Origin of the sequence: Lentzea sp. HUAS12, from assembly GCF_024125735.1 — a bacterium.
Taxonomy (GTDB): domain Bacteria; phylum Actinomycetota; class Actinomycetes; order Mycobacteriales; family Pseudonocardiaceae; genus Lentzea; species Lentzea albida.
The window spans coordinates 2,208,428-2,233,970 of the sequence record NZ_CP099738.1 but is presented as its reverse complement, the minus strand read 5'-3'; the positions used below and the strand labels follow the sequence as shown (position 1 = coordinate 2,233,970).

The following is a 25,543-nucleotide window of genomic DNA, read 5'->3' as shown; positions in this document are numbered from 1 at the left end:
TCCTGGGGTCAGTGCCGGACCGGGCAACCCTGCGTGTCGTGGGTGTCGAAGTAGCGGCCCGCCAGCCGGAGGTGGTGGGCGTGCAGCACCATCGCGGTGCCGAGCACGAGCTGGACGACGCTGCGCCAGACGTCCTCCCAGCGGTCGCGCACGCGCAGGAAGGCGAGGCGCCGCCGGGGGACGGGGCCGTCGCGGACGAGCAGGCAAGGGCCGCGGCTCGGCAACGAGCGGGTGTGCGTCACGGTGGAGTGCAGGCTGACGCGGCGCAGCACCTCCCTGGCGGACGCGCGCATCGCGAGGGGGGACAGGCGCCAGGCCGGGCAGGGCCGGTTGGCGGCGACGCCGAACGGGATGTGGTGCTCGTGGCGGGCGGCGGTCGACTCCCAGCGGCCGGGGTCGAACACGTGCGGGTCGTCGTAGCCGGTGGCGTGGTAGTCCGGGTAGCTGAAGCACAGCACCGAACCCGCCGGGAACGTCGTGTGCTCGTCGAGCACGATGTCGTCGGTCGTGATGCGGTGGGCGATGCCGAACAACGGGTAGAGCCGGAACGTCTCGTCCAGCACGTGCGCGAAGTAGCGGTCGTCGCCGATCCGTTCCGCCACCTCGGGATGCTGGGCCAGCGCCAGCAGCAGGTGCGCCATCGCCTCGGACATCTGCACGACCGCGGTGTTGAAGTAGGTGCCCTGCAGGTAGTGCACCTGCTCGGTCTCCGACAACGTCCCGGGCAGCGGGTGCCGGACGTCCGCGAGCCGCACCCCCAGGTAGCGGGTCAGCCGTGCCCTCCGGGCGGGGTGGCGCAGTCCTGTGCACTTCAGCGAGGTCACGACGTCGTTCGCGTGCCCGACGATCAGGTCCCGCGCGTACCGCGGGCACGGTTCGCCGAACACGAGCTCGTAGAAGTACTCGGCCCACACCGGCATCATCAGGTCCCGCAACCGGACCTCGGTGACGCGGCCGGTGAGCACCTCGTCGAGCACCTTCGCCGTGCACCGGGAAGCGGCCTGCTCCAGCGCGTCGCTCGGCCCGGCGAGGAACGTGCGGGTCGCGCGGGCCACGTCGTCGTAGCGCGGCCCGGCCTCCAGGTGCTCCTGGTGCACCTCGGGGCCGGGGGAGAGCCAGTACCAGAAGAGGTCCGAGAGCCCGGCGCCCCGGCTGCGGCCGTTCGCGGCGGGGTGGCTGTAGAGCTCCTGGAAGCGGTCGGGGCCGACCTGCTCGTTCGGGAACGTGATCGCGTTGTCCCCGTTGACCTTCTCGAACACCCTGGCGCGCAACGCGACCACCCGTGCGGGCAACCGGCTCAGCACCGCTTCACCACCATGTCCCGGCTCAGTTCGCCGCCGCACAACGTCAGGACGTGCAGGAACTCGTCGCGCAGCACGTCGAGGACCCGCCGCACGCCTTGGTCGCCGTCCGCCGCGAGCCCCCACAGCACCGGTCTGCCGATGCCGACGGCCGACGCCCCCAGCGCCAGCGCCAGCGCGACGTCGCCTCCACTTCGGACACCGCCGTCGAGTGCCACCGGGACCCGTCCGGCCACCGCGTCGACCACGGCGGGCAACGCGTCGAGCGACGCCGGGACGAGGTCGAGCTGCCGGCCGCCGTGGTTGGACACGACGATCCCGGCGACCCCGTGCCCCACCGCCAGCTCCGCGTCCTGCGGGTGCAGGATCCCCTTGACCCACAGCGGAAGCGTGGTCATCTCACGCAACCGGTCGACGTGCTCCCACGACACCGTCGGCGACATCGCGATGTTCCGCAGGCCCGGCTCGACCAGGTCGCGCATGTTCTCCGCCGCCAGACCTGGTGGCAGGTCGTGGAAGCCGTGTGCGAGGTCGCGCCGGTGGCGGCCGAACACGGGGGAGTCGGCCGTCACCACCAACGCCCGGCAGCCCGCCTGTTCGGCACGCCGCACCAGCGCTTCCGTGACGGCCATGTCCGGCTGCACGTACAGCTGGAACCACACGGGCCCGGTCGCGGCAGCCACGACGTCGGCGATCGGCACGGTCGAGGCCGTGCTCGACACGAGCGTGGTCCCCGAGAGCGCCCGCGCGGTGGCCAGTTCGCCGTCCGGGTGGGCGAGCTTGTGGAACGCGGTGGGCGAGATCATCACCGGGAAGTCCTCGCCGATGTCCCTGCCCCGCAACACCCTCGGCAGCAGGGCCAGGCGCCGGAACGCGGCCTCGTTCTCCGCGAGCACGACCTCGTCCCCGGCCCCGCCCGCGAAGAAGTCGTGGTGGACCGGGTCGAGCATCGCGCGCGCCTTGTCGTGCAGCTCCGCGAGCACCGGGTTCACCGCAGGTACTCCCGCAGCGGTGCTTTGTGGACGGTGTCGCTGTCCCACTCGTTCTCGAGGTTCTCGGTGACGTGGTGCTCGTCGACCAGTTCACCGGCGCGGAACCGCCGCACGACCGGGTGCAGGTAGCGGCCGTCGAGGCCGCTGGTGTCGTCCTGCGAGTTCCGTCCGGCGGTGATGTCGAACGGGTTGACCTTGTCGTGGTCGGCGCCGTACTCCAGCGTCACCGTCAGGTACGACTCGACGTCCCCGAACTCGCCGCGCGCCACGGCCTCGTGCAGGTGCGCGACCGGCACCTCCTCGAGGTAGCGGGTGGTGCCGTCCTCTCCGGTCAGCACGACGTCGGCGAGGAACCCGAACAGCTGCCACAGCGCCGAGGTCCGGTTGACCCGCTCGATGATCTCCTCGGTGACGTCCTCGACGGGGCGACTGGGCCAGTCCACGCCGTGGTAGCGCTGCTCGGCGATCCGGTGCAGCGCGCGGACGCCGTAGCGGAAGCCGTGGATGAACCCGCTGGTCGACTTCTTGAAGTCGCGCATCTGCGTGATCGTGCCCGCGAAGAACAGGTCCGGGACGTTCACCGACTCCCACGCCGCGGTCTGGTCGGGGAAACGGGACTTGATCGTGAGCTGCGGCCTGCACTCCGGCGCGAAGATCGAGGCGTCGAACCGGAAGCCCGTCGCGAGGATCACCCGGTCGTAGCGGATCGCCTTCACGACCTCGTTGACGCGCTGGAAGCTCACTTCGACCAGGAAGCCCTCGTCGTCGCGGCGGATGCTCCTGATGTGCCCGTCCAGCAAGGCGTTCTGCGACTTGAGCTGGTAGGTGTCGAGGAAGTTGTTGTTCACCGCCCGCAGGTGCCCCACGAAGTGCGTCTGCCACGCGAGCTTCAGCGAACCGGGCCCGGCGACGTGGGTGACCGCCGTGGTCTCCATCAGCGCGTCGGCGGTCTCGAACGCGGAGTTGCCGCGCCCGATGATCAGCACCCGCTTGTTCGTGAAGTCCTGCGGGTCGACCGACACGTCGTAGTAGTGCTCGGCGTGCTCGACGCCGTCGATGTCCGGCACGTACGGCTGCGAGACACCGGTCGCCACGATGACCCGCTTCGCCCGGTAGGTGCCGCCGTGCTGGTCGCGCACCACGAAGTCGTCCGGCCGCGTCACCGACACGACCCTGGTGTCGTACCGGACCGGCAGGTCGTTCTTCACGGCGAAGTCGCCGAGGTAGCGGACCATGTCGTCGGCGTTCGGGAAGTAGCGCGGGGTGTAGCCGGTGAACAGCAGCTCGGGATCGTCGGACAGCAACGAGTTCCAGTCGACGCGCAGGTTCAGCTCCGGGTCGTCCCAGCCCGTGTACACCTTGTTGATGGAGATCAGCTGCCGGTGCCGCGGGAAGCGGGTGAAGAACGTCCCCGCGCCCTGGCCCGCCTCCAGCACCAGGTGGTCACGCCCATCCCTCTTGAGCAGGTAGGACGCCTGCAGCCCCGCCGGGCCGGCGCCGATCACGAGACACTCGGTCGTTACCTCGCTGGACACGACGTTCTCCTTCACGCGGTGAGCTGACGCTTGTCGGGTTTGCCGCTGGGGGCGACGGGAGGTTCGGCGATCGCGGTGAGCCCGATGGGCGCGCAGGCCGCACCGAGCCGTGCGGTCACGAGCTCGCGGAGTTCTTCGAGCCGGGGCACGCGATCGGCCTTCGGGACCACGAACGCGTGCACGGCCTCACCGGTCTCGTCGTCCGGCACCGCGACGACGTAGGCCTCGGCGACGTCCGGGTGCTCGGCGAGCACCTGTTCGATCGGTCCGACGTAGTGCAGGTTCGCGTTGACGATCACGACGTCGCGCGCCCGGCCGGTCAGCCGCAGGTGGCCGTCGTCGTCGAACCGGCCGAGGTCGTGCGTGCGGACCCAGCCGTCCACGAAGGTCTCGGCCGACTCCCGCGGGTTCCCCCAGTACTCCTGGGCCTGACCGGGAGTCCGGACGTAGAGCTCGCCGTCGCGGATCTCGACGTCCACCGGCGGTCTTCCCACCGTGCCGGGGGGATCGTCCGGGGTGGCCATCGAGATCATGCCGGTCTCGGTCTGCCCGTAACCGTGGAACAGCACCGGCCCCAGCGTGTCCAGGGCGTCGCGGTGGCGTTCGGGGGTGAGGGGGGAGCCGGAGACCAGGAGCGCCTTCAACGTCGACAGGTCGGCCGGGTCGCGCTTCTGGGCGGCGACGAGCCTGGCCAGGCCCGGCACGGTGATCACGCGGGCGGTGGCCTTCAGCTCTGTGATCGCGTCGGCCGGGTTGCCGGCGACGACGACCGTGCCGCCCGCGGTCAGGGTGAGCATCGCGTACTCGAACATCACCTGGCTCGACAGCGATCCGAACACGAGGTAGCGGTCGAGCCGCGCCGCCAGCTCCCGGATCGCGGGAGGCCAGGCTTCGGGGTGTGCGGCCCAGGCCTCGGTCATCGCGGCGTAGGACTGCGCGCAGGCCTTGGGCGCGCCGGTGCTGCCGCTGGTGTGGATGAGGCGGGCGATGTCGTTCGGGCGGCCGTCGCACCGCAGGGGTTCGGCGGAGTGGTCGAGCAGGCCCGGGAGGTCGGCGTCCCTGATCGCGAGCTTGATGTCGAGCCCGAGCAGGTGCTCGACCTGGGCCTCCGTCAGCCCCGGCCGCACCCCCACCACCCGCGCCCCCACCACGTGCCCCGCGAGGATCGCCGCGAACGCCTCGGCGGTCACCCCGAGCAGCAGCGCCAGCCCGTCCCCAGGCCCGATCCCGTTCCCGCGCAACCCGGACGCGATCCGCGCGACCATCCCGAGCATCTCGTCGCCGGTCACCACGCGGGTGCCGTGCTCGAACACCGGCCGTTCCCCGGCGGCGGCGAGCACGTCGAGCACCGCACGCGGGAACGGCTCGGCGTCACGCGCCGGCAAGGCATTCCTTCACGAACACCGCGAGCGGCTGCTGGTGCACCTCGGGCATGTCCCAGTGGTTCTCCAGGTTCTCCGCCAGGTGGTGCGTCGCTTCCAGCACGCCGTCGCGGTAGTAGCGGACCACCGGGTGCAGGTAGCTCGCGTCGGCCGCGTTGACGGCGTCGTTCTCGGCGACGCGCGGGATGCTGATGTCGAACGGGTCCACGGTGTCGTGGTCGGGCCCGTACTCGAGCGTCGCGACGAACCGGTGCTCGGCCGGGCCGAGGCCGCCGTCCGCCACGTACGCGACCGGCACTTCCTCCGAGTAGCGCGCGGTCTGCCCGTGCACGCTCACGACGTCGCCCATCACCGCGAACTGCTGCCACAGGCACGAGGACGTGTTCACCCTGGCGATGACGGCGTCGCTGATCGCCTCCGGCGAGAGCTCCAGGTCCTCGCCCTGCCACGGGGTGCCGTGGTTGCGGGCGCTCAGGACGCGGTGCAGCGCGCGGGCGCCGTAGCGGAAGCCGTGGATGAACCCGCTGGTGGACTTCTTGAAGTCGCGCGACTGCGTGATCGTGCCCGCGAAGTACAGGCCGGGCACGTTCGCCGACTCGAACGCCGGGGTCAGCTCCGGGAACCGGTCCTTGATGACCAGCGACGGCCGCGTGTCGTCCGCGAAGATCGAGGCGTCGAACCGGAAGCCGGTGCACGCGATGATGCGGTCGTACTCCAGTTCGCGCAGCTTCTCGACCGTGCGCGCGTAGCGGAACTGGATCCGGAAACCGCCTTCCGGCCTGCGCTCGATGCGTTCGATCGTGCCGTCGATGACCGCGTTCTCGCTCTTGAGCTGGTAGGTGTCGAGGAAGTTGTTGTTCACCGCCCGCAGGTGTCCGACGTAGTGCGTCTGCCAGGCGAGCTTCACCGAGTGCGGCCCGGCGACGTGGATGACGGCCGCGTGCTCGACCAGCGCGTCGGCGGTCTCGAAGCCCGAGTTGCCCTTGCCGATCACGAGCACCCGCTGGTCGGTGAACGACTCGGGGTCCGTGTCGAAGGTGTCGTAGCGCTCGGCGTGCTCGATGCCGGGGATCTCCGGCACGTACAGCTGGGAGACGCCGGTGGCCATCACGAGGTTCTTCGCGTGCCAGGCCTTCTCGCCGCTGTGGACGACGAACCCGTCGTCGTCGCGGGAGATGCGCGTGACATCGATGTCGTACCGCACGTTCAGGCCGGCCGCGCAGTCCTGGAAGTAGCGGACGATGTCGTCGGCGTCCGGGAAGTACCGGGGCGTGTAGCGGGTGAACAGCAGATCGGGGTCGTCGAGCAGCAGCGAGTTCCAGTCCATCCGCATCCGCTGCTCCGGGTCGGTGAACCCGGTGTGGACCTTGTTGATGGAGATGAGCTTGCGGTGCCGCGGGTACCGGGTGAAGAACGTGCCCGCCCCGCTGCCGCGTTCGAGGACGGCGTAGTCGCGACCGTCGCGCTCGAGCAGTGCGGCGAGCTGCAAACCGGCCGGTCCCGCGCCGATGATCAGGTAGTCGTACGCCATGACCGGGGAAGCTACCCACGCGATCTCAGAACTTTCTGAGATCGGCTGCCTACCGTCCGTCAGGTGACCACGACCGCATCAGACACGTCCGTGGACCTGGGTTCGCCCCTGACCGTCGCGCACCTGCGGCGCGCCTCGACACCACACCCCGTGCTGGTCGGCTCCTCGGTGCTGGACCGGGTCGAACGCGGGCGCGCGTACCTGCGCACGGTGCTGGCCGACGACGAGCGACCCGTCTACGGCGCCAAGACCGGGTTCGGTGCCCTGGTGGGCTTCGCGGGCCGCTCCACCGAGGCGGACCAGTGCGACAACACCCTCGCACACCTCGGTGCGGGCCAGGGCCCCGACCTGCCCCTCGACATCACCCGCGCCGCCCTCCTGGTCCGCACCTGGTCGCTGGCCCAGGGCCTGTCCGGCGTGTCCGCGCACGTCGTCGCGGGGCTCTCGGCGATGTTCGCGACGACGTTCGTCCCGGCCGTCCCGCGCTACGGCTCCGTCGGAGCCAGCGGCGACCTCATCCCCCTGGCCTACGCCGCCCAGGCCCTGCGCGGCCGCGGCCACGCGTACCTCGACGGCGTCCGGCTGCCCGCTGCGGAGGCGCTGACGTCAGCAGGCCTGGAACCGCTGGTGCTGGACGGCCGCGACGCCCTGGCCCTGGTGAACGGCACGTCCGTCACCACCGCCGCCACGGCCCTCGCCCTGGCCTCGGTACGGGCCTCCCACCGAGCCCTGACCTCTCTGACCTGTCTCCTGGTGGACGTCCTGGGCGCCGACCCCGGCTTCGCCGACCCCAGGCTGATCTCCGCCTTCGGCCACCCCGGCGCCGCCGCGGTGGCGTCGTGGATGCGCTCCACACTGGCCGGCACCGAGCCCAGCGGCCTGCGCGCCCTCCAGGAGCCCTACAGCATCCGCTGCTCACCCCAACTCCTCGGCGCCGCGGAGGACGCCCTCCGCTACGTCGACAGCGTGGTCGCCGCGGACCTCGGCGGCGTCAGCGACAACCCGCTCTTCTTCCCCGACGACGACCTCGTGGCCCACGGCGGCAACTTCTTCGGCCAACCGGCCGCCTTCGCCGCCGACGTCCTGGCGATGGTCACGGCCTCCCTGGGCAACCTCGCCGAACGCCAGCTGGACCTCCTCGTCGACCCGGCCCGCAACACGGGCCTGCCCCCGATGCTCGCCGCGGGCCCCGGCCGCCAGCACGGCTTGCAGGGCGTCCAACTCGCCACGACGGCGTTCGTGGCGGAGATCCGGCGCGGGGTCCTGCCCGCCAGCACCCAGAGCCTGCCGACCAACCTGCACAACCAGGACGTGGTGCCGTTCGGCACCCAGGCCGCCCTGCGCGCCTACGACCTGGCCGAGCTGCTGCGGCTGTTGTGCGGGTCGTTGGCCTTGGGGTTGCGGCAGGCGGTGTACGTGGGCGGTCGGCGGCCCACCGCGCCCCGGTGCGCGGCGTTGCTGGACGCGCTGGCCGCTGTGATCGAGCCGGTGGATCCGGACCGTCCGTTGGACGAGGACGTGCGGGTGGCGGCGGAGGTGGTGGTCTCGGAGGAGTGGTGAGGGCGGCTGAGACCTGGGGGTGTGGCGCAAGGAGGGTGCCGGGGGATCCGCGGTCGGACAGGTGGATCGTGGTGCCGCCAGGCGCCCTGCTGAGCGTGGATTACCTCGCCACCCTCCTGGGACACGCCACTAGACGCCGATGTGGACGTATCCGGCCCATAGCAACGGTTCCGCCTTGCGTTGGGCACGAACCATCAGCGCGACCTCACCGATGGCGACGGCCGCGGCGTCCGGTCCGGACGCGGCCACCTTGCGGTAGAACGCCTCCGCGACCTTCGCCGCCAACTGGTCGCCCACGGCCCACAGCGTGCCGACCACCTGCCGGAACCCGGCGAGGAACAACGCCGCGCCGAGGTGGATAGACTCGTCGGACAGCTGCGCCGCGCCCATCGCCGTCCGGCATGCCGACAGGTAGGCGAACTGGGCGTCGTCGGTGCGCACCTCCGCGATGTCCAGCACGGTGAGCACCCCGTCCGACAGCACGAGGCCGCTCGCCGACGGGGCGTTCGGGTCGTGCGCCCCGTGACACGACACGTGCACGAACCGGTGCCGCGCGAGTTCCGCCGCCGCTGCCGCCCGAGTGGCCTGGAGGTTCAGCAAGGCCTTGTGCCGCGCACCCGGCAGCAGCCGTTCCACGGTGGCGACTTCGGCCTTGACGTGCACGAGTGCCAGCTTCTCGTCGGGGTGGTCGTCGAGTGCGATGGTCAGGAACTCCTCGATCTCCTGCCCGCTCCCGCGACGCGCGAGCGCCGTCGCCAGCGACCGCAGACCAGGCACGTACGACGACACCGCGACATCAAGGCAGGAACGTCCGCTCCCGGCATCCGTCGCGGCGTGCCACGGCAACATCGCCAACTGTCCGACAGGGCACCAGAACAACCTCGGCCGCCCCTCGGGCAGTGCCGCCAGCACGGGCCCCACGACCGCGTGCCACAACCGGTCGAGCACGGCCGCCGCTGCCTGCTGCGCCTCGTCGTACGCCTGCCGGTCGGCGACACCGAGCGCCTGCGTCGCACGGTCCAGGACCGCACACCACCGGTCGATCTCGGGCGCCACCAGACCGGGGAGCTCCACCGCCCGAACCCCATCGCGTCCGATGATGATCGCGTGGCCGGACCCCCCGTGCGCTATCAGCACCACCGCGGACTCGGACGGACCGAGGTCCAGCTCGGCGGAACCCTCCTGCTGCCACAGGATCGACCGTCCGTGCTCCAGCAGGTCCAGTGCGCCCCGCACATCGCCCGCGTTGATCGCGAACGTGGCCGCACGCGCGACGTGGTGCTGGTACTGCAGCAGGAACCGCTCCTGGTCGCCGCGCGGCAACCCCTGCCACGCAACGGCGCCGAGCAGCCGCACGACCTCGTCCCAGACGGCGATCGCCTCCGCGGGAGGAGCGGTCTCCTCCGTCAGCACCGCCAGGCGCACCCCGGCGGTCAGGCGGGTCTCCGCTGCCGCCTGCGGCGCCCGGACGACCTCCCGCAACAGCCGCATCGCCTCCGCCGTCGAGTCCCTCCGGTTCAGCAACGCGGCAGCGAGGACGTGGGCCGCGCCGAACCGCCTCGGTTCGTCCGGACCGTACGCCGCCAGCTGTTCCCGCAGGATCCGCAGCGCGTCGGTCTGGTCGTCCGGGTGCGCGGACGACGTGTCGGAGCGGTGCAGAAGCGCTTGTGCGAGTGACGTTCTCCGGCTGACCTCGGCCGGGTGCCCGGCGGGGGTGGCCTCCAGGGCCGAGGTGATGAGCCGCACGACCTCCTCGGGATCCGAGTCCTGTCCGTGCAGCGTCCGGTAGAGCAGGAACGAGCCGAGGTTGTGCTGGGCCATCGCCCGGTCCGGGTGCCCGCCGGGCAGGACGTCGAGCGCCGCACGCAACGCCGTGAGCGCGAGGTCCAGGTCCGCCGGGTCGGAGGTGAAGACGGACCTCTTGCGGTAGAGGCCGGCAAGTCCGTTGTGGACGAAGAACGCCACCGAGGCGTCGTCGCCGAGGAGCTCCCTCGCGTGTTCGCTGTGCATCAGGGCTTCGGTGAGATCCGCCGTGCTGCCGAAGGCCTCGAACCGCTCCGTCAGCTTGTGCGACAGGTTGGCCAGCATCAACGCGTCGTCAGGCTTGAGCCGCACCACCTCGCGCATCACCGTGACCGACCTGTCGAGATCCGCGCTGTCCCCCGCTTTCGCGAACCGCGCGATGTGCGCGCCGGCGAGGTCGTTGAGGACCTGAGCGCGGAACTGCCGTCCCTGCGCGGTCGACAGGACCTCGTCCAGCAGCCGGATCGCACGGTCGAGATCGCTGATGGGGACGTTGTCCCCGTGCGTACCGGCAAGGGAACGAGCGAGAACCCACTTCGCGTGGTCGTCGGCCGGTGGCGGCGTCTGCTTCTCCACCTCCGGCAGTTCCCGGCGCAGCACGGCGAGCTGGTACCGGAGGGTGTCGAACAGGTCCTTGCCGCCGACCACCAGCATCGCTCGTTCGCACATCCCGCACAGCCGCCGCACGACCTCGGCGTCCGGTGACTGCACAGCCGTGGCCGCGACGTCGACGAGCCGTCGCACCAGCTCACCGAAGCCCTCGCGGATGTTCGCGTTGTCGGGGAGCGGGGCCTCCGGCTGGTCCATCAGGCGCACCGCCGCGAACCAGTCCGCGGACTCCTGGTCGCGGTCGAACCGCGTCAGCAGCGCTCTCGCCAGCAGCAGGGCGTCCGCGTAGTCGCGCGTGCCGATCCGCCCCAGGATCGAGATGGCCTCGTCGAGGTCGGCGGGGTCACCGGCCCGCCGGTAGTTGGAGAGCAGCGCGTTGGCGAGCCCACCGAGCCCGAGCACGTCGCCGTCCTCGGCGAGCCTGCGGTTCACCTCGATGAAGGCCCTGCCGTCGCCGGGGTCCTCCACACGGTTGAGGTACTTGAGGTGCAACTCCGACAGGGTCGCGAGCACGGGCTTGCGGTGGGTCGCGGGAAGGGCGTCGACCACCGGCTCGATGGTCTCGATCACCCTCTTCAGGGTGTCGGTCGACAGCGCGGCGCCCGAACCGCTCCACAGGCTCGCGACCAGCAGGAGCCGGCCCAGCAGGAAGCCGACCAGATCGCCGGAGGTCGTGTGCGTCCTGATCGCGTGCACGCACAGACCGAGCAGGAGGACCACCTCCTCGTCGGCGAGCTCCAGAGGGGCGCGCGGGTCCTTCCGCCGTCCGGCCCACTCGAGCACGATCTCCCTGGCGAGGAGTCCGCGCGTGTCGTCGTACCCGGTCCCGGTGTAGAGCCCGAACAACATCCGCAGCAGGCTCGGCTTCCCACTCTCCTCGTACGCTTTGGTCACGAGCACGAAGACCAGTTCCTGGTGGAACTGCCGGTCGCCCTTCTCGTGGAGCGCCTCGCACAGCACGGTGACGGCGAGAGCCGCTGCGGCGGCCGTGTCGGGGAGGCTCCGCAGGCAGCCCATCACCAGCCCTCCGGCCTGCAGCCGCCACTCCTCGTCGTTCTGCTCGTCGGCCGTCAGCATCACCGACACCGCGAGACCCAGTGCCCGGACGAGGTCGTCCTCGCGGTGGAACGACTCGTACCTGGTGCGGAGCAGGCTGCTCAGCATCGAGCGGGTGCGCAGGTCCGTGACAGCGCGCCGGGACCGCGCATCGAGCTTGGTGATCGCCTCGTTGAGGTCGGACGGCCGGTGTGCGACGGTGTAGCGCAGTACGAGCAGGTCCGCCTCTTCGTCGGCCGCCTCGGGGAATTCGTCGGCGTGAGCGCTCACCTCCGCGAGCGCGGCGTCCAGCGTCGCTCGCGACGGGTCCCGCTCCGCGCGCACGCGCCACGCGTGGACCATCGCCATCACCGCGTTCTCGCGGAACGGGGGAAGCATCGCGACGAGCCGATACATCGCGATGGCGTCGTCGAAGACTGCGGGCTCACCGCCGAGGTCCCACGAGACGAACAAGGCGCGGGCGAACATCCAGGCGTCCGCGGGATGGAGATCGTCCGGCGGGCTGCTCGCCACGACGGCGCGGGACGCCTCGACAGCGGCTTGCGCGGCCTCGGGAGTGGGTCTCTGCGCCACCTCCGACAGCAGGTCCGCCGCGTGCGCGCGAAGAGCGACGATGTCCATCGGTCGACGGTAGCGCTACCGTCCTGATCTTCGGATGCGAACGGAGTGGTTCACTGTCGTGCCGGCGGTGGCGGCGGGGGAGGAGGCACGTCCGCAGTGGGGGGCGGCTGCGCGTGACCTGCCACGGCCTGGCCCCGGAAGTCGTCGGAGCCGTCGTCGGTGAAGTCGATGTCGGTGAAGTCCGGGTTCGGTGGTGACGGCACGGGAGTGGGCTCCGTCCAGCTGGCGGAAACGATCTTCGTGTGACAATCATAGGCCGCGGAGCACCACTGGGAGGGTGGAATGGTCCCCACGACGCTGGTCGGGCTGGTTCTGTTCGTCGCACTGCTGACCCCCGGCTTCGCCCACAGCGCGCGGAGGGAGCGGTCGGGGCCGGAACGACAGTTCTCGGCACTGCGCGAGACCGTGGCGATGGTCGTGGTGAGCGTCGTCTGCGACCTGCTGGTGTTGTCGCTCGCTCTGGTGGTGTGGTCGGCCGCGCCGAAGCGGACCATCGACCTGACCGCGCTGCTCACCAGGCCCGGCGACTACGCCGTGCGGAACCACGTGGCGCTCTGGATCTGGGGCGTGGGCCTGGTCGGCGCCGCCACGCTGCTCGCGGTGCTGGTCGCGGGGCCTGCGTTCGACCGGCTGCGCGGCAGGAACGAGGCGCCGTTCCTCTCCGCGTGGGGCCGCCTGTTCACGGCACACCCCGACTGCCGGGTGCACGTGGGCTGCCACCTGTCGGACGGCACGTACGTCGCGGGGTGGCTGCTCACCTACAGCCGCTCGGCGGCGGAGGTCGCCGACCGCGAGCTCACGATCAGCGGCCCGGTGCAGTACCGGGCCGCCGGGCAGCAGGAGGCGGTGGAGCTGCCGAACGTCGGCGCGCTGGCGGTGAGCGCGCGGCAGTTGACGCTGTTGCAGGTCAGCTACGTCCGCGTCGCCCAGTCGAGTGCGCAGGCTGACGTTCGCGAGGTCAGGACATCAGTGGACGACGCAGCGCGCTGACCGGCGAATGCGAGCGGGCCCGCACGTTCGTGACGCCGAAGCGGTCCTCTCGCGGCCGTCCCACGTGCACGGTCACGCGCTGGTCACCCGCTCCCGCACCACCACGTCCCCGACCTCCGCCACCGGTATCCGCAACGTGAACCGGGCCCCCACCCCAGGCGCCCCCGACGCCTCCACGGTTCCGCCGTGCCCGCTCACGATCTCCCGCACCAACGCGAGCCCCAGCCCGAACCGCCCCTCCCCACCCCCGTGGTGGAACCGCTCGAACAACCGCTCCGCCTCACCCGGCTCGAACCCCGACCCGGTGTCGGCCACCGACAACTCCACGACCCCGGTCACGGCCCGCACCCCCACCGAGATCCGCCCACCCTCGGGCGTGTGCCGCACCGCGTTGGCCAGCAGCTCGTCGACCGCCCGCCGCAACCCGGTCTCCACCCCGAGCACCACCACGGGACGCCCGGGGTGGTCGAGCGACACCGTGATGCGGCGTTCGGCGGCCCGCTCGGTCTCGCCCACCACCGCTGCCTCCGCCACGTCCGCCAGGTCGACGGGCGCGTGGTCCTGGCGTTGCGTCAGCTGGGCCGAGGCGAGGAGGTCGTCGACCACGTCGGCGAGGCCGCGGATCGACCTGGCCAGGGCGTCGAGGTCGGTGCGCTGGTCGGCGGGGAGGCCGGCGGCGAGGAGCTGGGCTCGCAGGTAGGCGCGGGCTATCGGGGTGCGGAGCTCGTGGCTCGCGTCGGTGACGAAGCGGCGTTGGCGTGCCAGGGCCTCCGCCCAGGGGGCGACGGTGCGGCGGCCGACCGTCAGACCGATCAGCGCGGCCACCAGCAGGCCCGCGGCGAGGGCGATCGCCAGGGCCTGCACCAGGTGTGCCCGGTCGGAGAGCTGGTAGCGCAGGTCGAACACGGCCTGCACGGTGGTGCCGTCGGCGCCGGGGGCGGTGAGCACGCGGTACTCGGTGCCGTTCGCGGACACGTTGCGCGAGACGGCCGATCCGGACGAGTGGACTGATGAGAGGTCGTCGCGCAGAGGGAAGCCGCCGGGCACCTCCAGGGGGCCGAGGTGCAGTTCGCCGTCCTCCAGCACGAACACCCACGCGCAGCGGGGTGCGATGCCGGGCACGCCGTAGACCGCGTTGTACCGGAGTTCGCGTGCCACCTGGGTTTCCTGCGAGTGCGCCATCACGACGTACGCGATCGCGCCGACGAACGTGATCATCACGGTGATCGCGAGGCCCACCAGCACGCTCACCTTCAGCCGCGCGCGGCGGACCTCCGCGCGTTCCGCCTCGGCCCACGCCCTCACAGCGCCCCCAGCCGGTAGCCGATGCCCTGCACGGTCTGCACGACCGAGCGGCCGACCTTCGACCGCAGGTAGTGCACGTACGTGTCCACAATGGACTGGGAGGGCGCGTCCTGGAACACCGTGCGCCGCAACGCCGCCCGCGTGTGCACCGTCTCGGGATGTGTGGCGAGCACGCGCAGCAGCGCGAACTCCCTGGTGGTGAGCGGTACCTTCTCGCCGTCGGGCAGCACGACCTGGTGTTGTTCGAGCTCCAACCGGCCGGCGCCGATCCGCAGCACCGCGGCCAGTTCCGCGGCGCGCCGGCACAGGGCCCGCAGCCGGGCGACGAGCTCGCCCAGGTCGAACGGTTTGGTCAGGTAGTCGTCCGCGCCGGCGTCGAGGCCGTCGATCCTGTCGCGCACCGATCCCATCGCGGTGAGCATCAGCGCCTGCGACCGCACGGACCGGGAACGCAACCGGGACAACAGGTCCAGCCCGTCGATCACCGGCAGACCCCGGTCGATCACCACCACGTCGTAGGGGTGGGTGAGCGCGAGGTGCAGCCCGCGTTGCCCGTCCAGGGCGACGTCGACGTCATAACCCTCGCCGCGCAGCACCGCGGCGAGCAGCTCCACCAGTTCCCGGTCGTCGTCCACGAGCAGCAACCGGAAGCGGTGGGCCGATCTGATCTTCGAAGATGCCCGCACGGCAACCACAATGCACCCGCGAGCAGGGGCGGACCAGGTCGCCGGTACCGGGCAACAGGCAATGGACAGGCACCGGGAAATTCACAGTTGTGATCACAAAGCCGGGTGCAGCGGAATTCACTCCCGCACGCGGTTCCGCACCGGTTGAGACGCGCTGGAGCCAAACTTCCACATGTGAAAGGAGTCGTCGCGTGACCTGCGATCACGCGACGACTGTGAACGCGCTACCAGGCGGGCGCGACGGCGGAGGCGGTGCGCAGCTCGCCCACCCAGCCCGCGGTCGCGACGGCACGCAGGCCGTCGTCGCCCTCGGCGAGCTTGCCGTGCGGGCCGAGAACGGCCGTGCTGCCGTCGTGCCACCGCACCGGCAGCTTGCCGTGGCGTTCCAGCAGACCGGCGAACTTCGTCGTCAGCGTGGCGGTGCCGATGTGCACCCAGCGGCTCGGGAAGAGGTCCAGCAGCTCGATCGTCGCCGGGCTCAGCTCGGGCACGACAGTGATGCCGTGATCACGCCCGTACTCGACCAGGTCGCGCAGCGCGTCCGGGTCACCTTCGGGGAACACGTGCAGCACGTTCAACTTGTACGCGGCCATCTTGTCGATGGCCTTGCGCATCTCGGCCGGCGGCAGCAGCGCGCTGGACACACCTCGCCACGCGAACGCGGGGGAGTCGCGCACGTCGGCCGCGCGGACCGTGCCGTCGTTCGTCATGAGCTGCCGGAACGTCTGCACGCCGTGCCGCAGCCCCGCCTGGGTGCCGGCCCGGAGCATCACCGCGTCGTTGCTGACCAGCAGCGCGTACCCCTCGGGGCCGAGCCCGCGCATGGCCGGGTCGTGCGACACCATCAGCATGCCGTCGGGCGACTCCGCCAGCAGGTAGCCGGTCTGCCGGAAGACGTGCTCGCGCAACATCGCCGCCGCGGTGCGCGCCTGGCCGGTCACCCGGACGGTCACGTCCTCGGTCAGTACGAACGAGCCCGTGCGACGGGGCGCGCTCGTGGGCATGGGAACAATCACCGGTTTCCTCTCCAGCGGATCAACGCTGGGTGTATCAGGAGAGTTCCGGTGAAGTGACGCGCAACGTCGTTCCGACGCCTGTCGTGCTGGTCACACCCGCGGTGCCCCGCCGACCTCAGGCGAGCATGTCGCGCACCAACGGCACGACCTTGGTGCCGTACAGCTCGATCCCCCGCATCAGCGACTCGTGCGACAGCCCGCCCATCCCGTACTTCAGGTCGAACCGGCTCGCGTCGAGCTTCTTCATGGTGCGCGCCATCTTCTCCGCGACCGTCTCCGGCGAGCCGACGAACAGCGCGCCGTGCGGGCCCACCTCGTGCGCGTACGACTCCGGCGTCGGCGTGGCGAAACCGCGCGTCTTGCCGAGCCTGCCGATCACGTCGAGGTAGTGCGGCCAGAACTCCTCGCGGGCCTGCTCGTCGGTCTCCGCCACGTGGCCGGGGGAGTGGATGCCGATCGGCAGCGGGGCGTGGCCGAACTTCTCCAGCGCGTGCTTGTAGAGCTCGGAGAACGGGGCGAAGCGGCCGGGGTGGCCGCCGATGATCGCGAGCATCAGGTTGAAGCCGTAGGAGGCCGCGCGCACGACGGACTGCGGGCTGCCGCCCACGCCGATCCACGTCGGGAACGGCTCGGTGTACGGCACGACGTCCTGCTCGTGCAGAGCCGCTCGGGTCTTGCCCTCCCAGGTGATCTTGCCGCCCTTGAGCAGTTCGGCGAAGAGGTGCGTCTTCTCCTCGAACAGGTCCTCGTAGTCGGCGAGGTCGTAGCCGAACAGCGGGAACGAGTCCACACTGGACCCGCGGCCCAGGATGATCTCGGCGCGGCCGTCCGACACCGCGTTGAGCGTCGAGAAGCGCTGGTAGACGCGCACCGGGTCGTCCGAGCTGAGCACCGTCACGGCCGAGCCGAGGTGGATCGACGACGTGCGGGCGGCGATGGCGGCCAGGACGACGTCGGCGGCCGACAGCGGCATGTCCGGGGTGTGGTGCTCGCCGATGCCGAAGAAGTCGAGGCCGACCTGGTCGGCCAGCACGCCCTGCTCGACGAGGTCGCGGATGGTCTGGCCGTGGGTCAGCGGGGTGCCGTTGGCGTCGTGCGTGACGTCGCCGAACGTGTCGAGCCCGAACGTGGTGGTCATGACTGCTGCTCCTTGACGAAGTTCTCGAATTCCTGCCTGGTCGCCGCGACGCCGAACAGCGGGCTGCCGGGTTCCAGCAGCCGTCCGGCGGCCAGGGGGCCCACCGGCACGGGGTCGAACCCGAGGCGCGCCAGGAAGTCCGCGACCGCGCCGAGTGCGGCCGGCGAGTCACCGGCGTACCCCACCGCGCCACCGTCCGCGGGTTCCATGTCCTGGTAGGCGACGTGGTTGAGGGTCTTGACGACGTGCGCGCCCACGAGCCGTGCGGCCACCTCTTCGCTGGTGCCCAGCGGCGCTTCGGCGGGCGGCCAGTGGTTCATCGAGTCGATGACGACCTTGCCCGCGAACGTCGCGGGATCCACCGACCCGAAGCGGTGCCACGGGATCGCCAGCACGACGAGGTCGGCGTCGGCGACCGCGTCGGCCGCCGAGGTGGCGACGGCACCGGGCGCGAGGAAGTCGGTGATCATCTCGATCCGCGACGGGTCACCGGACCCCGCGATGGCCACCTCGTACCCCGCAGCCAGGGCGAGGCGCGCGATGACGGGGCCGACGTGGCCCGCACCCAGAACAGCGATCTTCACAGCGCACCCGGTCCTCGCTAGTTGATGTGTCACCTAGCTTAACCGGACCGCACCCCGTTTATTCCGGCGGGGTCAGGCGTGCGCGCGGAGGAACCGCTCCAGGTGGGGGTTCACATCCGCGGCGTGCGTCAGGCTCAGGAAGTGCGCGCCACCGTCGACCAGCACGAGCTCGGCCCGGGGCAGCGCGGCGACGAGCGACTCGGCCTTCGTCACGGGGTAGGCGAGGTCGGCGGTGCCGTGCAGCACGAGCGCGGGCACATCGACCTCGGCGACCCGGTCCAGCACGCCCTCGCGGCCGACCAGGGCGGTCATGACCAGCCGCAGCCGGTCCGGCTCCACGGCGGCCCACTTCGGCGTCCAGTCCGACGGGTCGTACTCGCCCAGGCAGATCTTCGCGACGGCCTCGGTCACCGTCTCCGGTCCCTGCGCGATCCACACCTCGGCGAGCTGCTGGTACGCGGCGGAGATCTGCTCGTCCTCGGGCTCACCGGACGTGCCGAGCAACGCGAGCGCCGTGACCCGTCCGGGTGCCAGCAACGCCATCCGCAGCGCCACGAACCCGCCCTGACTGGTGCCGACCACCGCTGCCCGGCCGACCTCCAGCGCGTCCAGCACCGCGAGCGCGTCGCGGGCGACGTCCCAGTGGTCGAACGGCCCGGTCGCGGGCGTGGCGCCGTGCCCCCGCTCGTCGACCGCGACGAGCCGGTAGCGGTCACCGAACTCCTCGACCTGGGGCGCCCACATCGAGGAGTCCATCAGGAAGCTGTGCAGCAGCAGGACGACCGGGCCGTCACCGCCGTGGTCCACGTAGGACACGAGCTGCCCGTCTGCCGTGGTCACCGTGGTCATCCGCGCACCCCGTCCCGCATAGTGGATCTTCAGCGCCGTCTGCCCGATCGGCAATACCCTGCCTGGATGCGACAAGTGTTCAGGGGCGCGGTGCTGCTCCTGCTGCTGTTGATCGTCGTCCCCGCACCGGCGAACGCGCAACAAGAGCAACCACCCTTGGTCCGTGTCGGCACCGAGGGCACCTACCCGCCGTTCTCGTTCCACGACCCCGGTGGCCAGGAGCTGACCGGCTACGACATCGAGGTCGTCAAGGCGATCGCCGCGAAGGCGGGGTGGCGGCTCGAGTTCGTCGAGACGCAGTGGGACGCGATCTTCCCCGCCCTCGACGCGAGCAGGATCGACCTCATCGCGAACCAGGTCTCGCGCAACCCCGAACGCGCCGCGAAGTACGGCCTGTCGAGCACCTACACCTACTCGCGCGGCGTGATCGTCCGCCGCACCGGCGACGAGCGGATCTCCTCGATCGCCGACCTGAGGGGCAAGACCACCGCCCAGTCCAGCACCAGCAACTGGGCGAAGGTCGCCAGGGACGCCGGCGCGAACGTGGAGGCCGTCGAAGGCTTCGCCCAGGCGGCGGCGCTGCTGCGGCAGGGACGCGTCGACGCCATCGTCAACGACAACATCGCCGTCCTCGACTACCTCGCCACCACCGGCTCGAAGGACGTCGAGATCGCGGGCGACGCGGGCCAGTCCGGCAGCGAACAGGTGCTGGCGCTGCGGCAGGCCGACTCCGCGCTGCTGTCCCAGGCCGACCAGGCGATCGAGGCGCTGAAGGCCGACGGCACGTTGCGCGGCATCTCGCAGAAGTACTTCAAGGCCGACGTGTCCGTGGAGAACGGCGGCGCGGCGGACCTGTCGGAAGGACGCGGCCCGCGCAGCACGGGGGACGTCCTGGCCTCCACGGCGTGGCCGATGTTCGTCGGCCTGGTCAAGGTGACCATCCCGCTGACGGCGCTGTCGTTCGCGATCGGCCTGGTGCTCGCGCTGCTGGTGGCCCTCGCCCGCATCTCGCCGTACAAGGTGCTCTCGGGGCTCGCCAGGGCGTTCATCTCCGTCATCCGCGGCACACCGTTGCTGCTGCAGCTGTTCATCGTGTTCTACGGCCTGCCGCAGATAGGCCTGAAGTTCCCGCCGTTCACCGCCGCCGTGGTCGCGTTCTCGCTGAACGTCGCCGGCTACGCCGCGGAGGTGATCCGCTCGGCGATCCTGTCCGTGCCGCGCGGCCAGTTCGAGGCGGCCTCGACGATCGGCTTCGGCTACGCGCAGACGTTGCGCCGCATCGTGCTGCCGCAGGCCGCCCGCACCGCCGTGCCCCCGCTGTCCAACACGCTGCTGTCACTGCTCAAGGACACATCGCTCGGCTCGGTCGTGCTGCTGACGGAGCTCTTCCGCGAGTCGCAGCTCGCCGCGGCCGAGAGCAACGAGTTCCTCGCCCTGTACTCGTTCGCGGGGCTCTACTACTGGGTGATCTGCGTGGCGCTGTCCGCCGGGCAGAAACGACTGGAGACCAGGCTGAACAGGTACGTGATCGCATGACCGACATCCGCATCGAGGTCACGGGACTGCACAAGTCCTTCGGCTCGCTCGACGTGCTGCGGGGCATCGACTTCACCACCCCGCGCGGCACCTCGACCGTCCTGCTGGGACCGTCCGGCTCCGGCAAGACCACCCTGTTGCGCTCGCTCAACGCCCTCGACACCCCGAACCGCGGCGTCGTCCGCATCGACGACGTGTCGGTCGACTTCTCCGCGCTGCCGCCGGGCAAGGCCGGTCGTGCCGAGAGCGCACGCCTGCGGGCGCAGAGCGGCATGGTGTTCCAGTCGCACAACCTCTTCCCGCACCGCACGGTCCTGCAGAACCTGACCGAGGGCCCGGTCGTGGCCCAGAAGCGCCCGCTGGACGAGGTCGTGGGGGAGGCGCGGACCCTGCTCGACCAGGTCGGCCTCGCCGACAAGGCCGATTCGTACCCGCACCAGCTTTCCGGCGGACAACAGCAACGCGTGGGCATTGCCCGTGCGCTGGCTTTGAAACCTCGAGTCGTCCTGTTCGACGAACCGACTTCCGCACTCGACCCGGAACTGGTGGGGGAGGTGCTCGCCGTGATCAAAGATCTCGCCTCGGAAGGGTGGACCACGGTCATCGTCACGCACGAGATCCGGTTCGCCGAACGCGTCGCCGACCAGGTGTTGTTCCTGGACGGCGGGGTGATCGTGGAGCGCGGAACGCCTGGTCAGGTGATCGGCGAACCCCGGGAAGAACGCACCAGGAGGTTCCTGCGACGCGTTCTGGACCACGACTGAAATGATTCTTGAGGATAGGCTCGCCTAATTCATCCTCGAATTGCGAGCCCCCTGCCGTGGTGGCATGGTCCGGAATAACCGAACCTTTCCCACCACGGCAGGAGCGGACATGACCACTCTCGAGAACCCGGCGATGCCCGCAGTCCACGATTGCACCGTGAGCGACTGCTCCTACAACCACGACGGCTGCCACGCCTTCGCGATCACCGTCCGCGGCGACAACGGCGCCGCCGACTGCGGCACGTTCATCCCGCTCGGCACGAAGGGCGGCCTCGACAAGGTCGTCGCCCAGGTCGGCGCCTGTTCGCGCACCGACTGCGTGCACAACGCCTCGCTGGAGTGCACGGCGCAGAGCGTGCGGGTCGGCCAGGGCGCGGGGGACCACCACGCGAACTGCCTGACGTACCAGCCGCGTTAGACCTCCTCGTCCTTGCGGTCGACGGCCCGGCCGAGCTCCCGCAGGCCGACGTTGACCGCGATGACGGCCACCGTGCCGGCGGCCGCGACGACGTGCAGCCCGGCACCCGCCAGTGACCCCACCGCGGCCGCGCACCACAGCGTGGCCGCGGTGTTGAGTCCGCGGACGGACAACCCGTCGCGCAGGATCACCCCGGCCCCGAGGAACCCGATCCCGGACACCACCTGGGCGGCGACGCGCGTGGGATCCCCCTGGCCGTCGAAGCCCTGCGCGGACAGCAGGACGAACAGAGCGGCACCCACCGCCACGAGGGCGTTGGTCCGCAGACCGGCCGTGCGGGCGCGGTACTGGCGCTCGAAGCCGATCAGTGCGCCGAGGCCCATGCTCTCGGCGATGCGCAATGTCATGTCGAAGACGTGCATCGTGTGACTCCCCTTGCGTGCAGGGGTGTGCGTCACACGCCAGATCTACGTGCGTGCGAGGTGCGGTGACCTGCGCCGGCTACTGACGCCTGGCATGTGTCGCTCACCTCGCTTCCTCGTGTCCGGTTGGCAAGACCTGGTCACGGTAGCGGCACGGCCGTGAAGCCGGCGTGGGAGTGGGACGCGCGTCTCAGTCCCGCCCGATGTGACCGTCGTCGTAGCGGAGGAGCCTGTGCTCACGGTCGCGGCCTTGTTCGAAGAGCCGCAGGACGTGGTCGAGCATCGCGCCGACACTCGGCCACTCGGTCGCCGGTGCACGGCCACCCTGACGTCCAGCGGGTGCCAGTACCGGGGGAGGAGCGGGCTCTCGTCGCCGAGCGCTCCGCGGTCGACCCCGCCGAAGACCCACCACGCGGCCAGGTCCGGCGGCAGGCCGGTGATCCCGGGGTCGGCGGGTGCCGGCAGTGAACCGTGCGGCCTCGGGGCGTCCGCGCGCAGCCGTTCCGCCGGCCGGGACCCGGTGTCCTCAACGGTCATTCAGCGCTCCGGCTAGAGCATCTCCAGCGGCGACGGGCCCTGCGGAGGAGGGAAGGCGCGGTCCAGCTCGGCCAGGTCCTCGGCCGTCAGTGCCAGCTCCACCGCCCGAGCGTTCTCCCGCGCGTGCTCGACCGTGCCCGCCTTCGGGATCGCGCAGACCTGAGGCCGCCGCAGCACCCACGCCAGCGCCGCCTGGGCGGGCGTGGCGTCGTGCCGCGCGGCGACGGCGGCCAGCGCGGGGGAGTCCAGCAGGCGGCCCTGCTCGACGGGGGAGTAGGCCATCACCGGGATGCCGGCCGAGACCTGCCACGGCAGCAGGTCGTGCTCCGGTCCGCGGCGGCTGAGGTTGTAGAGGATCTGGTTGGTCTGGCACGCGTCGGACAACGCCGTCAGTTCCTGCATGTCCCCGAGGTCGAGGTTGCTGACGCCCCAGTGCCGGATCTTGCCCGCCTCCAGCAACGCCGCGAAGCCCTCCAGGGTCTCGGCGAACGGCACCGAGCCACGCCAGTGCAGCAGGTACAGGTCCAGGCGGTCGGTGCCCAGGCGGCGCAGCGAGGCCTCGCACGCGCGCACGGTGCCGGCCGCGGAGGCGTGGGACGGCAGCACCTTCGACACGAGGAACACCTCGTCGCGCCGGTCCCCGAGCGCCTCCCCGACGAGTTCCTCCGACGCGCCGGAGCCGTACATCTCGGCGGTGTCGACCAGGGTCAGGCCCAGGTCGAGGCCGGTGCGCAGGGCGGCGATCTCGGCGTCGCGCCGGGACGGGTCCTCGGCCATCCTCCAGGTGCCCATGCCGAGCGCGGGGACGGTCTCGCCGGAGGGCAGCAGCACGGTCATGCTCCCCAGCCTGACGGGTAGGTTGGAATGATGCGACTCGCGGGCCTGGTGCTGCTGGTGCTGCTCGTCGTGGCGCTGGCGGTCGCGGCGCAGCTCGCCGACCTCCCGGACGGGGCCGGGCTCCGCGCGCTCGTCGACGGCGCGGGCAACGCCGCACCGGTCGTCTTCGTGGCGGTGTGCGCGCTCGGCACGGCGGTCTTCTTCCCGAAACCGGTCCTCGCCACGGCGGCGGGGCTGCTGTTCGGCGTGGGGTGGGGGAGCGTGCTCGCGATCGCGGGCTTCACGGCGGGCGCGATGATCGCGTTCACCGTCGCCCGCGTGCTGGGGCGCGACACGGTGCAGGGATGGCTCGGGGAGCGGCTCGCGGTGCTCGAACGGGTCTTCGCGCGCCGGGGGGTCGAGGCGACGCTCGTGATCCGGTTGCTGCCGGTCCTGCCGTTCGCGCTGGCGAACTACGGCGCGGGCGTCACGGCGGTGCGCGGCCGGCACTTCGCGCTCGGCACGGCGCTGGGCCTGGTGCCCTCGACCGTGCTCGCCGCGGTGCTGGGCGACGCCCTGAGCGACCTCGGCTCACGCCGTTCCCTCGTCGCGTTGGCGATCTGGGCGGTGCTGGCGGCCCTCGGGGTGTGGTGGGGCCGGAACCTGATCAGGACGGCCGCACGGGCCTCCTAGAGGCGCGCAAAAAGCCGCCCCGGCGGGAGACCGGGACGGCTTGAAGCGTCTGCGAGATCAGGCCGTGCGGGTGCGGCGTCCGCGGAGCTCTTCGAGGCGCTCGTCGAGCAGCTCCTCGAGCTCGGGGATCGACCGGCGCTCCAGGAGCATGTCCCAGTGCGTCCGCGGCGGCTTGACCTTCTTCACCTCCGGCTCGACCCCGTCGATGATCTTCGACTCGGTGCCGTGGAGGCGGCATTCCCAGGTCGGCGGCAACTCGGCGTCGTCGGAGAAGGGGACCTCGAAGTCGTGTCCCTTCGGGCAGGCGTACCGCGCTGCCCGGCGCGGAGCGAGATCGTGGTTGCGGTCGGTCTCGTAGCTGACTGCTCCGAGCCGGCTGCCACGCAAAACGCGGTCGGCCATGGCGGTGTCCTTTCGCTCGGCTCAGGGCCGGGGCCCAGGCTTCTTGCTCACCGTGTGCAACGCCCGGATTGCTCCGTTTGTTTCCGGTTCGCTCTCATGGTCGCCCACAGTGACGTCGTTCACTCGTCAACGAAGGCTTCCTACTAATGGATGCGATCGCCACAGGATCGTGACGCGTTATCAAGCTCCTGCGCTCATGCATCACTCTAATGGCCCAGCGGCGGCCGTGGGTAGTCGCCTATGCCAACCGAAGTTGACCACTTTGTGCGACGTCAGGGCCGAGGTCACCCAACCTAAAGTGACGCCGACAGAGCACCTGATAACGGACGGTAGTTTCCGTGGTCTCGGTTACACCGTTGCTCTCCGTACCCGATCGGTGCTGTTCCGTGTCCGTTTTGGTGTCGGCGACCAGGACCGTGTTCCCGGCGCGAATCACCTGACCGGCTCGCACCCGCGCGTTGAACCGTCCCGGCACCCCGCACCAGCACAGGACCTCGACCTGGATCGCGTTCAACTCGTCGGCGAGCTCGAACAGCCGCCGCGACCCCGGGAACATCTCCCCGCGGAAGTCCGTGGCGAGCCCGAAGCAGTACACGTCGACCTGGACGTCGTCCGCGAGCTCCGCGAGCTGCTCCACCTGGGCGCCGGTGAGGAACTGCGCCTCGTCCACGATCAGGTAGTCCACCCGCCGGCCCTCGGCCCACTCCGCCCGCACCAGGCGGCGGAGGTCGTCGTCGCGGATCTCCGCGGCCTCGCGCGTGATGCCGATGCGACTCGAGATCTGGGGGCGCCCCGACCGGTCGTGCCGCACCAGCAGCAGCCCGCGCCTGCCTTGGCGCGAGTTGTTGTGGTCGATCTGCAGTGCGAGCGTCGACTTGCCGCAGTCCATGGGCCCGAAGAAGAACTTCAGGTGCCCCACCACCGGCGTCGAGCGCCGGGAACCGGCGACAGGTACGGCGGACAGGGCGTCTGTCGGATCGGGAAGGGCGTCCACGGC

22 protein-coding genes and 1 pseudogene are annotated in these 25,543 nt (G+C 70.9%); 6 read left to right on the top strand and 17 right to left on the bottom strand.

The window, feature by feature from the left end; genetic code table 11:
* Positions 1–8 precede the first annotated feature (8 nt).
* The 5 genes from ND450_RS09670 to ND450_RS09650 are packed head-to-tail and all read right to left on the bottom strand — an operon-like array spanning position 9 to position 6,741.
* Positions 9–1,304 carry a cytochrome P450 gene (locus ND450_RS09670; protein WP_253325797.1) on the bottom strand — a complete coding sequence of 432 codons (1,296 nt, stop codon included), beginning with the start codon at positions 1,302–1,304 and terminating at the stop codon, positions 9–11.
* Positions 1,298–2,293 carry an alpha-hydroxy acid oxidase gene (locus ND450_RS09665; protein ID WP_253325796.1) on the bottom strand — a complete coding sequence of 332 codons (996 nt, stop codon included), beginning with the start codon at positions 2,291–2,293 and terminating at the stop codon, positions 1,298–1,300. The genes ND450_RS09670 and ND450_RS09665 overlap by 7 nt, the downstream gene beginning before the upstream one ends.
* Positions 2,290–3,828 (bottom strand): NAD(P)-binding domain-containing protein, encoded by a 1,539-nt coding sequence (locus ND450_RS09660; protein ID WP_253325795.1) that lies wholly within the window; start codon positions 3,826–3,828, stop codon positions 2,290–2,292. Before ND450_RS09660 ends, ND450_RS09665 begins: the two co-directional genes overlap by 4 nt.
* 11 nt (positions 3,829–3,839) lie before the next feature.
* Positions 3,840–5,213: a class I adenylate-forming enzyme family protein gene (locus ND450_RS09655; protein WP_253325794.1), complete on the bottom strand. Its 1,374-nt coding sequence runs from the start codon at positions 5,211–5,213 to the stop codon at positions 3,840–3,842.
* Complete coding sequence (locus tag ND450_RS09650; protein WP_253325793.1) at positions 5,200–6,741, bottom strand: NAD(P)-binding domain-containing protein; 1,542 nt, start codon at positions 6,739–6,741, stop codon at positions 5,200–5,202. Before ND450_RS09650 ends, ND450_RS09655 begins: the two co-directional genes overlap by 14 nt.
* 63 nt (positions 6,742–6,804) lie before the next feature.
* Between ND450_RS09650 and ND450_RS09645 the strand changes: the two genes are divergently transcribed.
* The gene (locus tag ND450_RS09645) at positions 6,805–8,301 is read left to right on the top strand and encodes an aromatic amino acid ammonia-lyase (RefSeq protein WP_253325792.1); all 1,497 of its coding nucleotides are present in this window, start codon (positions 6,805–6,807) and stop codon (positions 8,299–8,301) included.
* A 129-nt stretch (positions 8,302–8,430) separates the two neighbouring features.
* On the opposite strand, the gene ND450_RS09640 is transcribed toward ND450_RS09645, so the two are convergent.
* Positions 8,431–12,390 (bottom strand): CHAT domain-containing protein, encoded by a 3,960-nt coding sequence (locus tag ND450_RS09640; RefSeq protein ID WP_253325791.1) that lies wholly within the window; start codon positions 12,388–12,390, stop codon positions 8,431–8,433.
* A gap of 50 nt (positions 12,391–12,440) precedes the next feature.
* Positions 12,441–12,593 (bottom strand): hypothetical protein, encoded by a 153-nt coding sequence (locus ND450_RS09635; protein ID WP_253325790.1) that lies wholly within the window; start codon positions 12,591–12,593, stop codon positions 12,441–12,443.
* A gap of 79 nt (positions 12,594–12,672) precedes the next feature.
* Between ND450_RS09635 and ND450_RS09630 the strand changes: the two genes are divergently transcribed.
* A complete protein-coding gene (locus tag ND450_RS09630) occupies positions 12,673–13,380 on the top strand; it encodes a DUF6338 family protein (protein ID WP_253325789.1) in 708 nt (235 codons plus the stop codon).
* Positions 13,381–13,452: 72 nt separating this feature from the next.
* On the opposite strand, the gene ND450_RS09625 is transcribed toward ND450_RS09630, so the two are convergent.
* The 6 genes from ND450_RS09625 to ND450_RS09600 form a co-directional block, all read right to left on the bottom strand.
* A complete protein-coding gene (locus ND450_RS09625; RefSeq protein ID WP_253325788.1) occupies positions 13,453–14,685 on the bottom strand; it encodes a HAMP domain-containing sensor histidine kinase in 1,233 nt (410 codons plus the stop codon).
* A complete protein-coding gene (locus ND450_RS09620; protein WP_253325787.1) occupies positions 14,682–15,371 on the bottom strand; it encodes a response regulator transcription factor in 690 nt (229 codons plus the stop codon). The genes ND450_RS09625 and ND450_RS09620 overlap by 4 nt, the downstream gene beginning before the upstream one ends.
* 224 nt (positions 15,372–15,595) lie before the next feature.
* A complete protein-coding gene (locus tag ND450_RS09615; RefSeq protein WP_256557477.1) occupies positions 15,596–16,387 on the bottom strand; it encodes a glycoside hydrolase family 20 zincin-like fold domain-containing protein in 792 nt (263 codons plus the stop codon).
* A 115-nt stretch (positions 16,388–16,502) separates the two neighbouring features.
* Positions 16,503–17,525: an LLM class flavin-dependent oxidoreductase gene (locus tag ND450_RS09610; RefSeq protein WP_253325786.1), complete on the bottom strand. Its 1,023-nt coding sequence runs from the start codon at positions 17,523–17,525 to the stop codon at positions 16,503–16,505.
* Complete coding sequence (locus ND450_RS09605) at positions 17,522–18,109, bottom strand: NADPH-dependent F420 reductase (RefSeq protein WP_253325785.1); 588 nt, start codon at positions 18,107–18,109, stop codon at positions 17,522–17,524. Before ND450_RS09605 ends, ND450_RS09610 begins: the two co-directional genes overlap by 4 nt.
* A 72-nt stretch (positions 18,110–18,181) precedes the next feature.
* Positions 18,182–18,958 (bottom strand): alpha/beta fold hydrolase, encoded by a 777-nt coding sequence (locus tag ND450_RS09600; protein WP_253325784.1) that lies wholly within the window; start codon positions 18,956–18,958, stop codon positions 18,182–18,184.
* A gap of 66 nt (positions 18,959–19,024) precedes the next feature.
* Between ND450_RS09600 and ND450_RS09595 the strand changes: the two genes are divergently transcribed.
* The 3 genes from ND450_RS09595 to ND450_RS09585 all read left to right on the top strand — a co-directional run bounded on the left by ND450_RS09595 (position 19,025) and on the right by ND450_RS09585 (position 21,676).
* On the top strand, positions 19,025–20,494 hold the full coding sequence (locus ND450_RS09595) for an ABC transporter substrate-binding protein/permease (RefSeq protein WP_253325783.1): 1,470 nt from the start codon (positions 19,025–19,027) through the stop codon (positions 20,492–20,494).
* Positions 20,491–21,258, top strand: coding sequence for an amino acid ABC transporter ATP-binding protein (locus ND450_RS09590; RefSeq protein ID WP_253325782.1), 768 nt, complete (start codon positions 20,491–20,493; stop codon positions 21,256–21,258). Before ND450_RS09595 ends, ND450_RS09590 begins: the two co-directional genes overlap by 4 nt.
* A gap of 109 nt (positions 21,259–21,367) precedes the next feature.
* The gene (locus ND450_RS09585) at positions 21,368–21,676 is read left to right on the top strand and encodes a DUF1540 domain-containing protein (RefSeq protein WP_089920614.1); all 309 of its coding nucleotides are present in this window, start codon (positions 21,368–21,370) and stop codon (positions 21,674–21,676) included.
* 5 nt (positions 21,677–21,681) lie between these two features.
* Here the strand turns inward: ND450_RS09585 and ND450_RS09580 are convergent.
* Together ND450_RS09580 and ND450_RS09575 are read right to left on the bottom strand one after the other, a co-directional pair.
* Positions 21,682–22,098: pseudogene (locus ND450_RS09580) on the bottom strand (MgtC/SapB family protein); the annotation flags it as partial.
* Between the two features lie 549 nt (positions 22,099–22,647).
* Entirely contained in the window at positions 22,648–23,472 is an 825-nt protein-coding gene (locus tag ND450_RS09575) for an aldo/keto reductase (protein WP_253325780.1), read from the bottom strand.
* 30 nt (positions 23,473–23,502) lie between these two features.
* Between ND450_RS09575 and ND450_RS09570 the strand changes: the two genes are divergently transcribed.
* Positions 23,503–24,144: a TVP38/TMEM64 family protein gene (locus ND450_RS09570; protein WP_253325779.1), complete on the top strand. Its 642-nt coding sequence runs from the start codon at positions 23,503–23,505 to the stop codon at positions 24,142–24,144.
* Positions 24,145–24,201: 57 nt separating this feature from the next.
* On the opposite strand, the gene ND450_RS09565 is transcribed toward ND450_RS09570, so the two are convergent.
* Both ND450_RS09565 and ND450_RS09560 read right to left on the bottom strand, forming a co-directional pair.
* Positions 24,202–24,546: an RNA polymerase-binding protein RbpA gene (locus tag ND450_RS09565; protein WP_030466135.1), complete on the bottom strand. Its 345-nt coding sequence runs from the start codon at positions 24,544–24,546 to the stop codon at positions 24,202–24,204.
* Between the two features lie 238 nt (positions 24,547–24,784).
* Entirely contained in the window at positions 24,785–25,540 is a 756-nt protein-coding gene (locus tag ND450_RS09560) for a thymidine kinase (RefSeq protein WP_253325778.1), read from the bottom strand.
* Between the last annotated feature and the right edge of the window lie 3 nt (positions 25,541–25,543).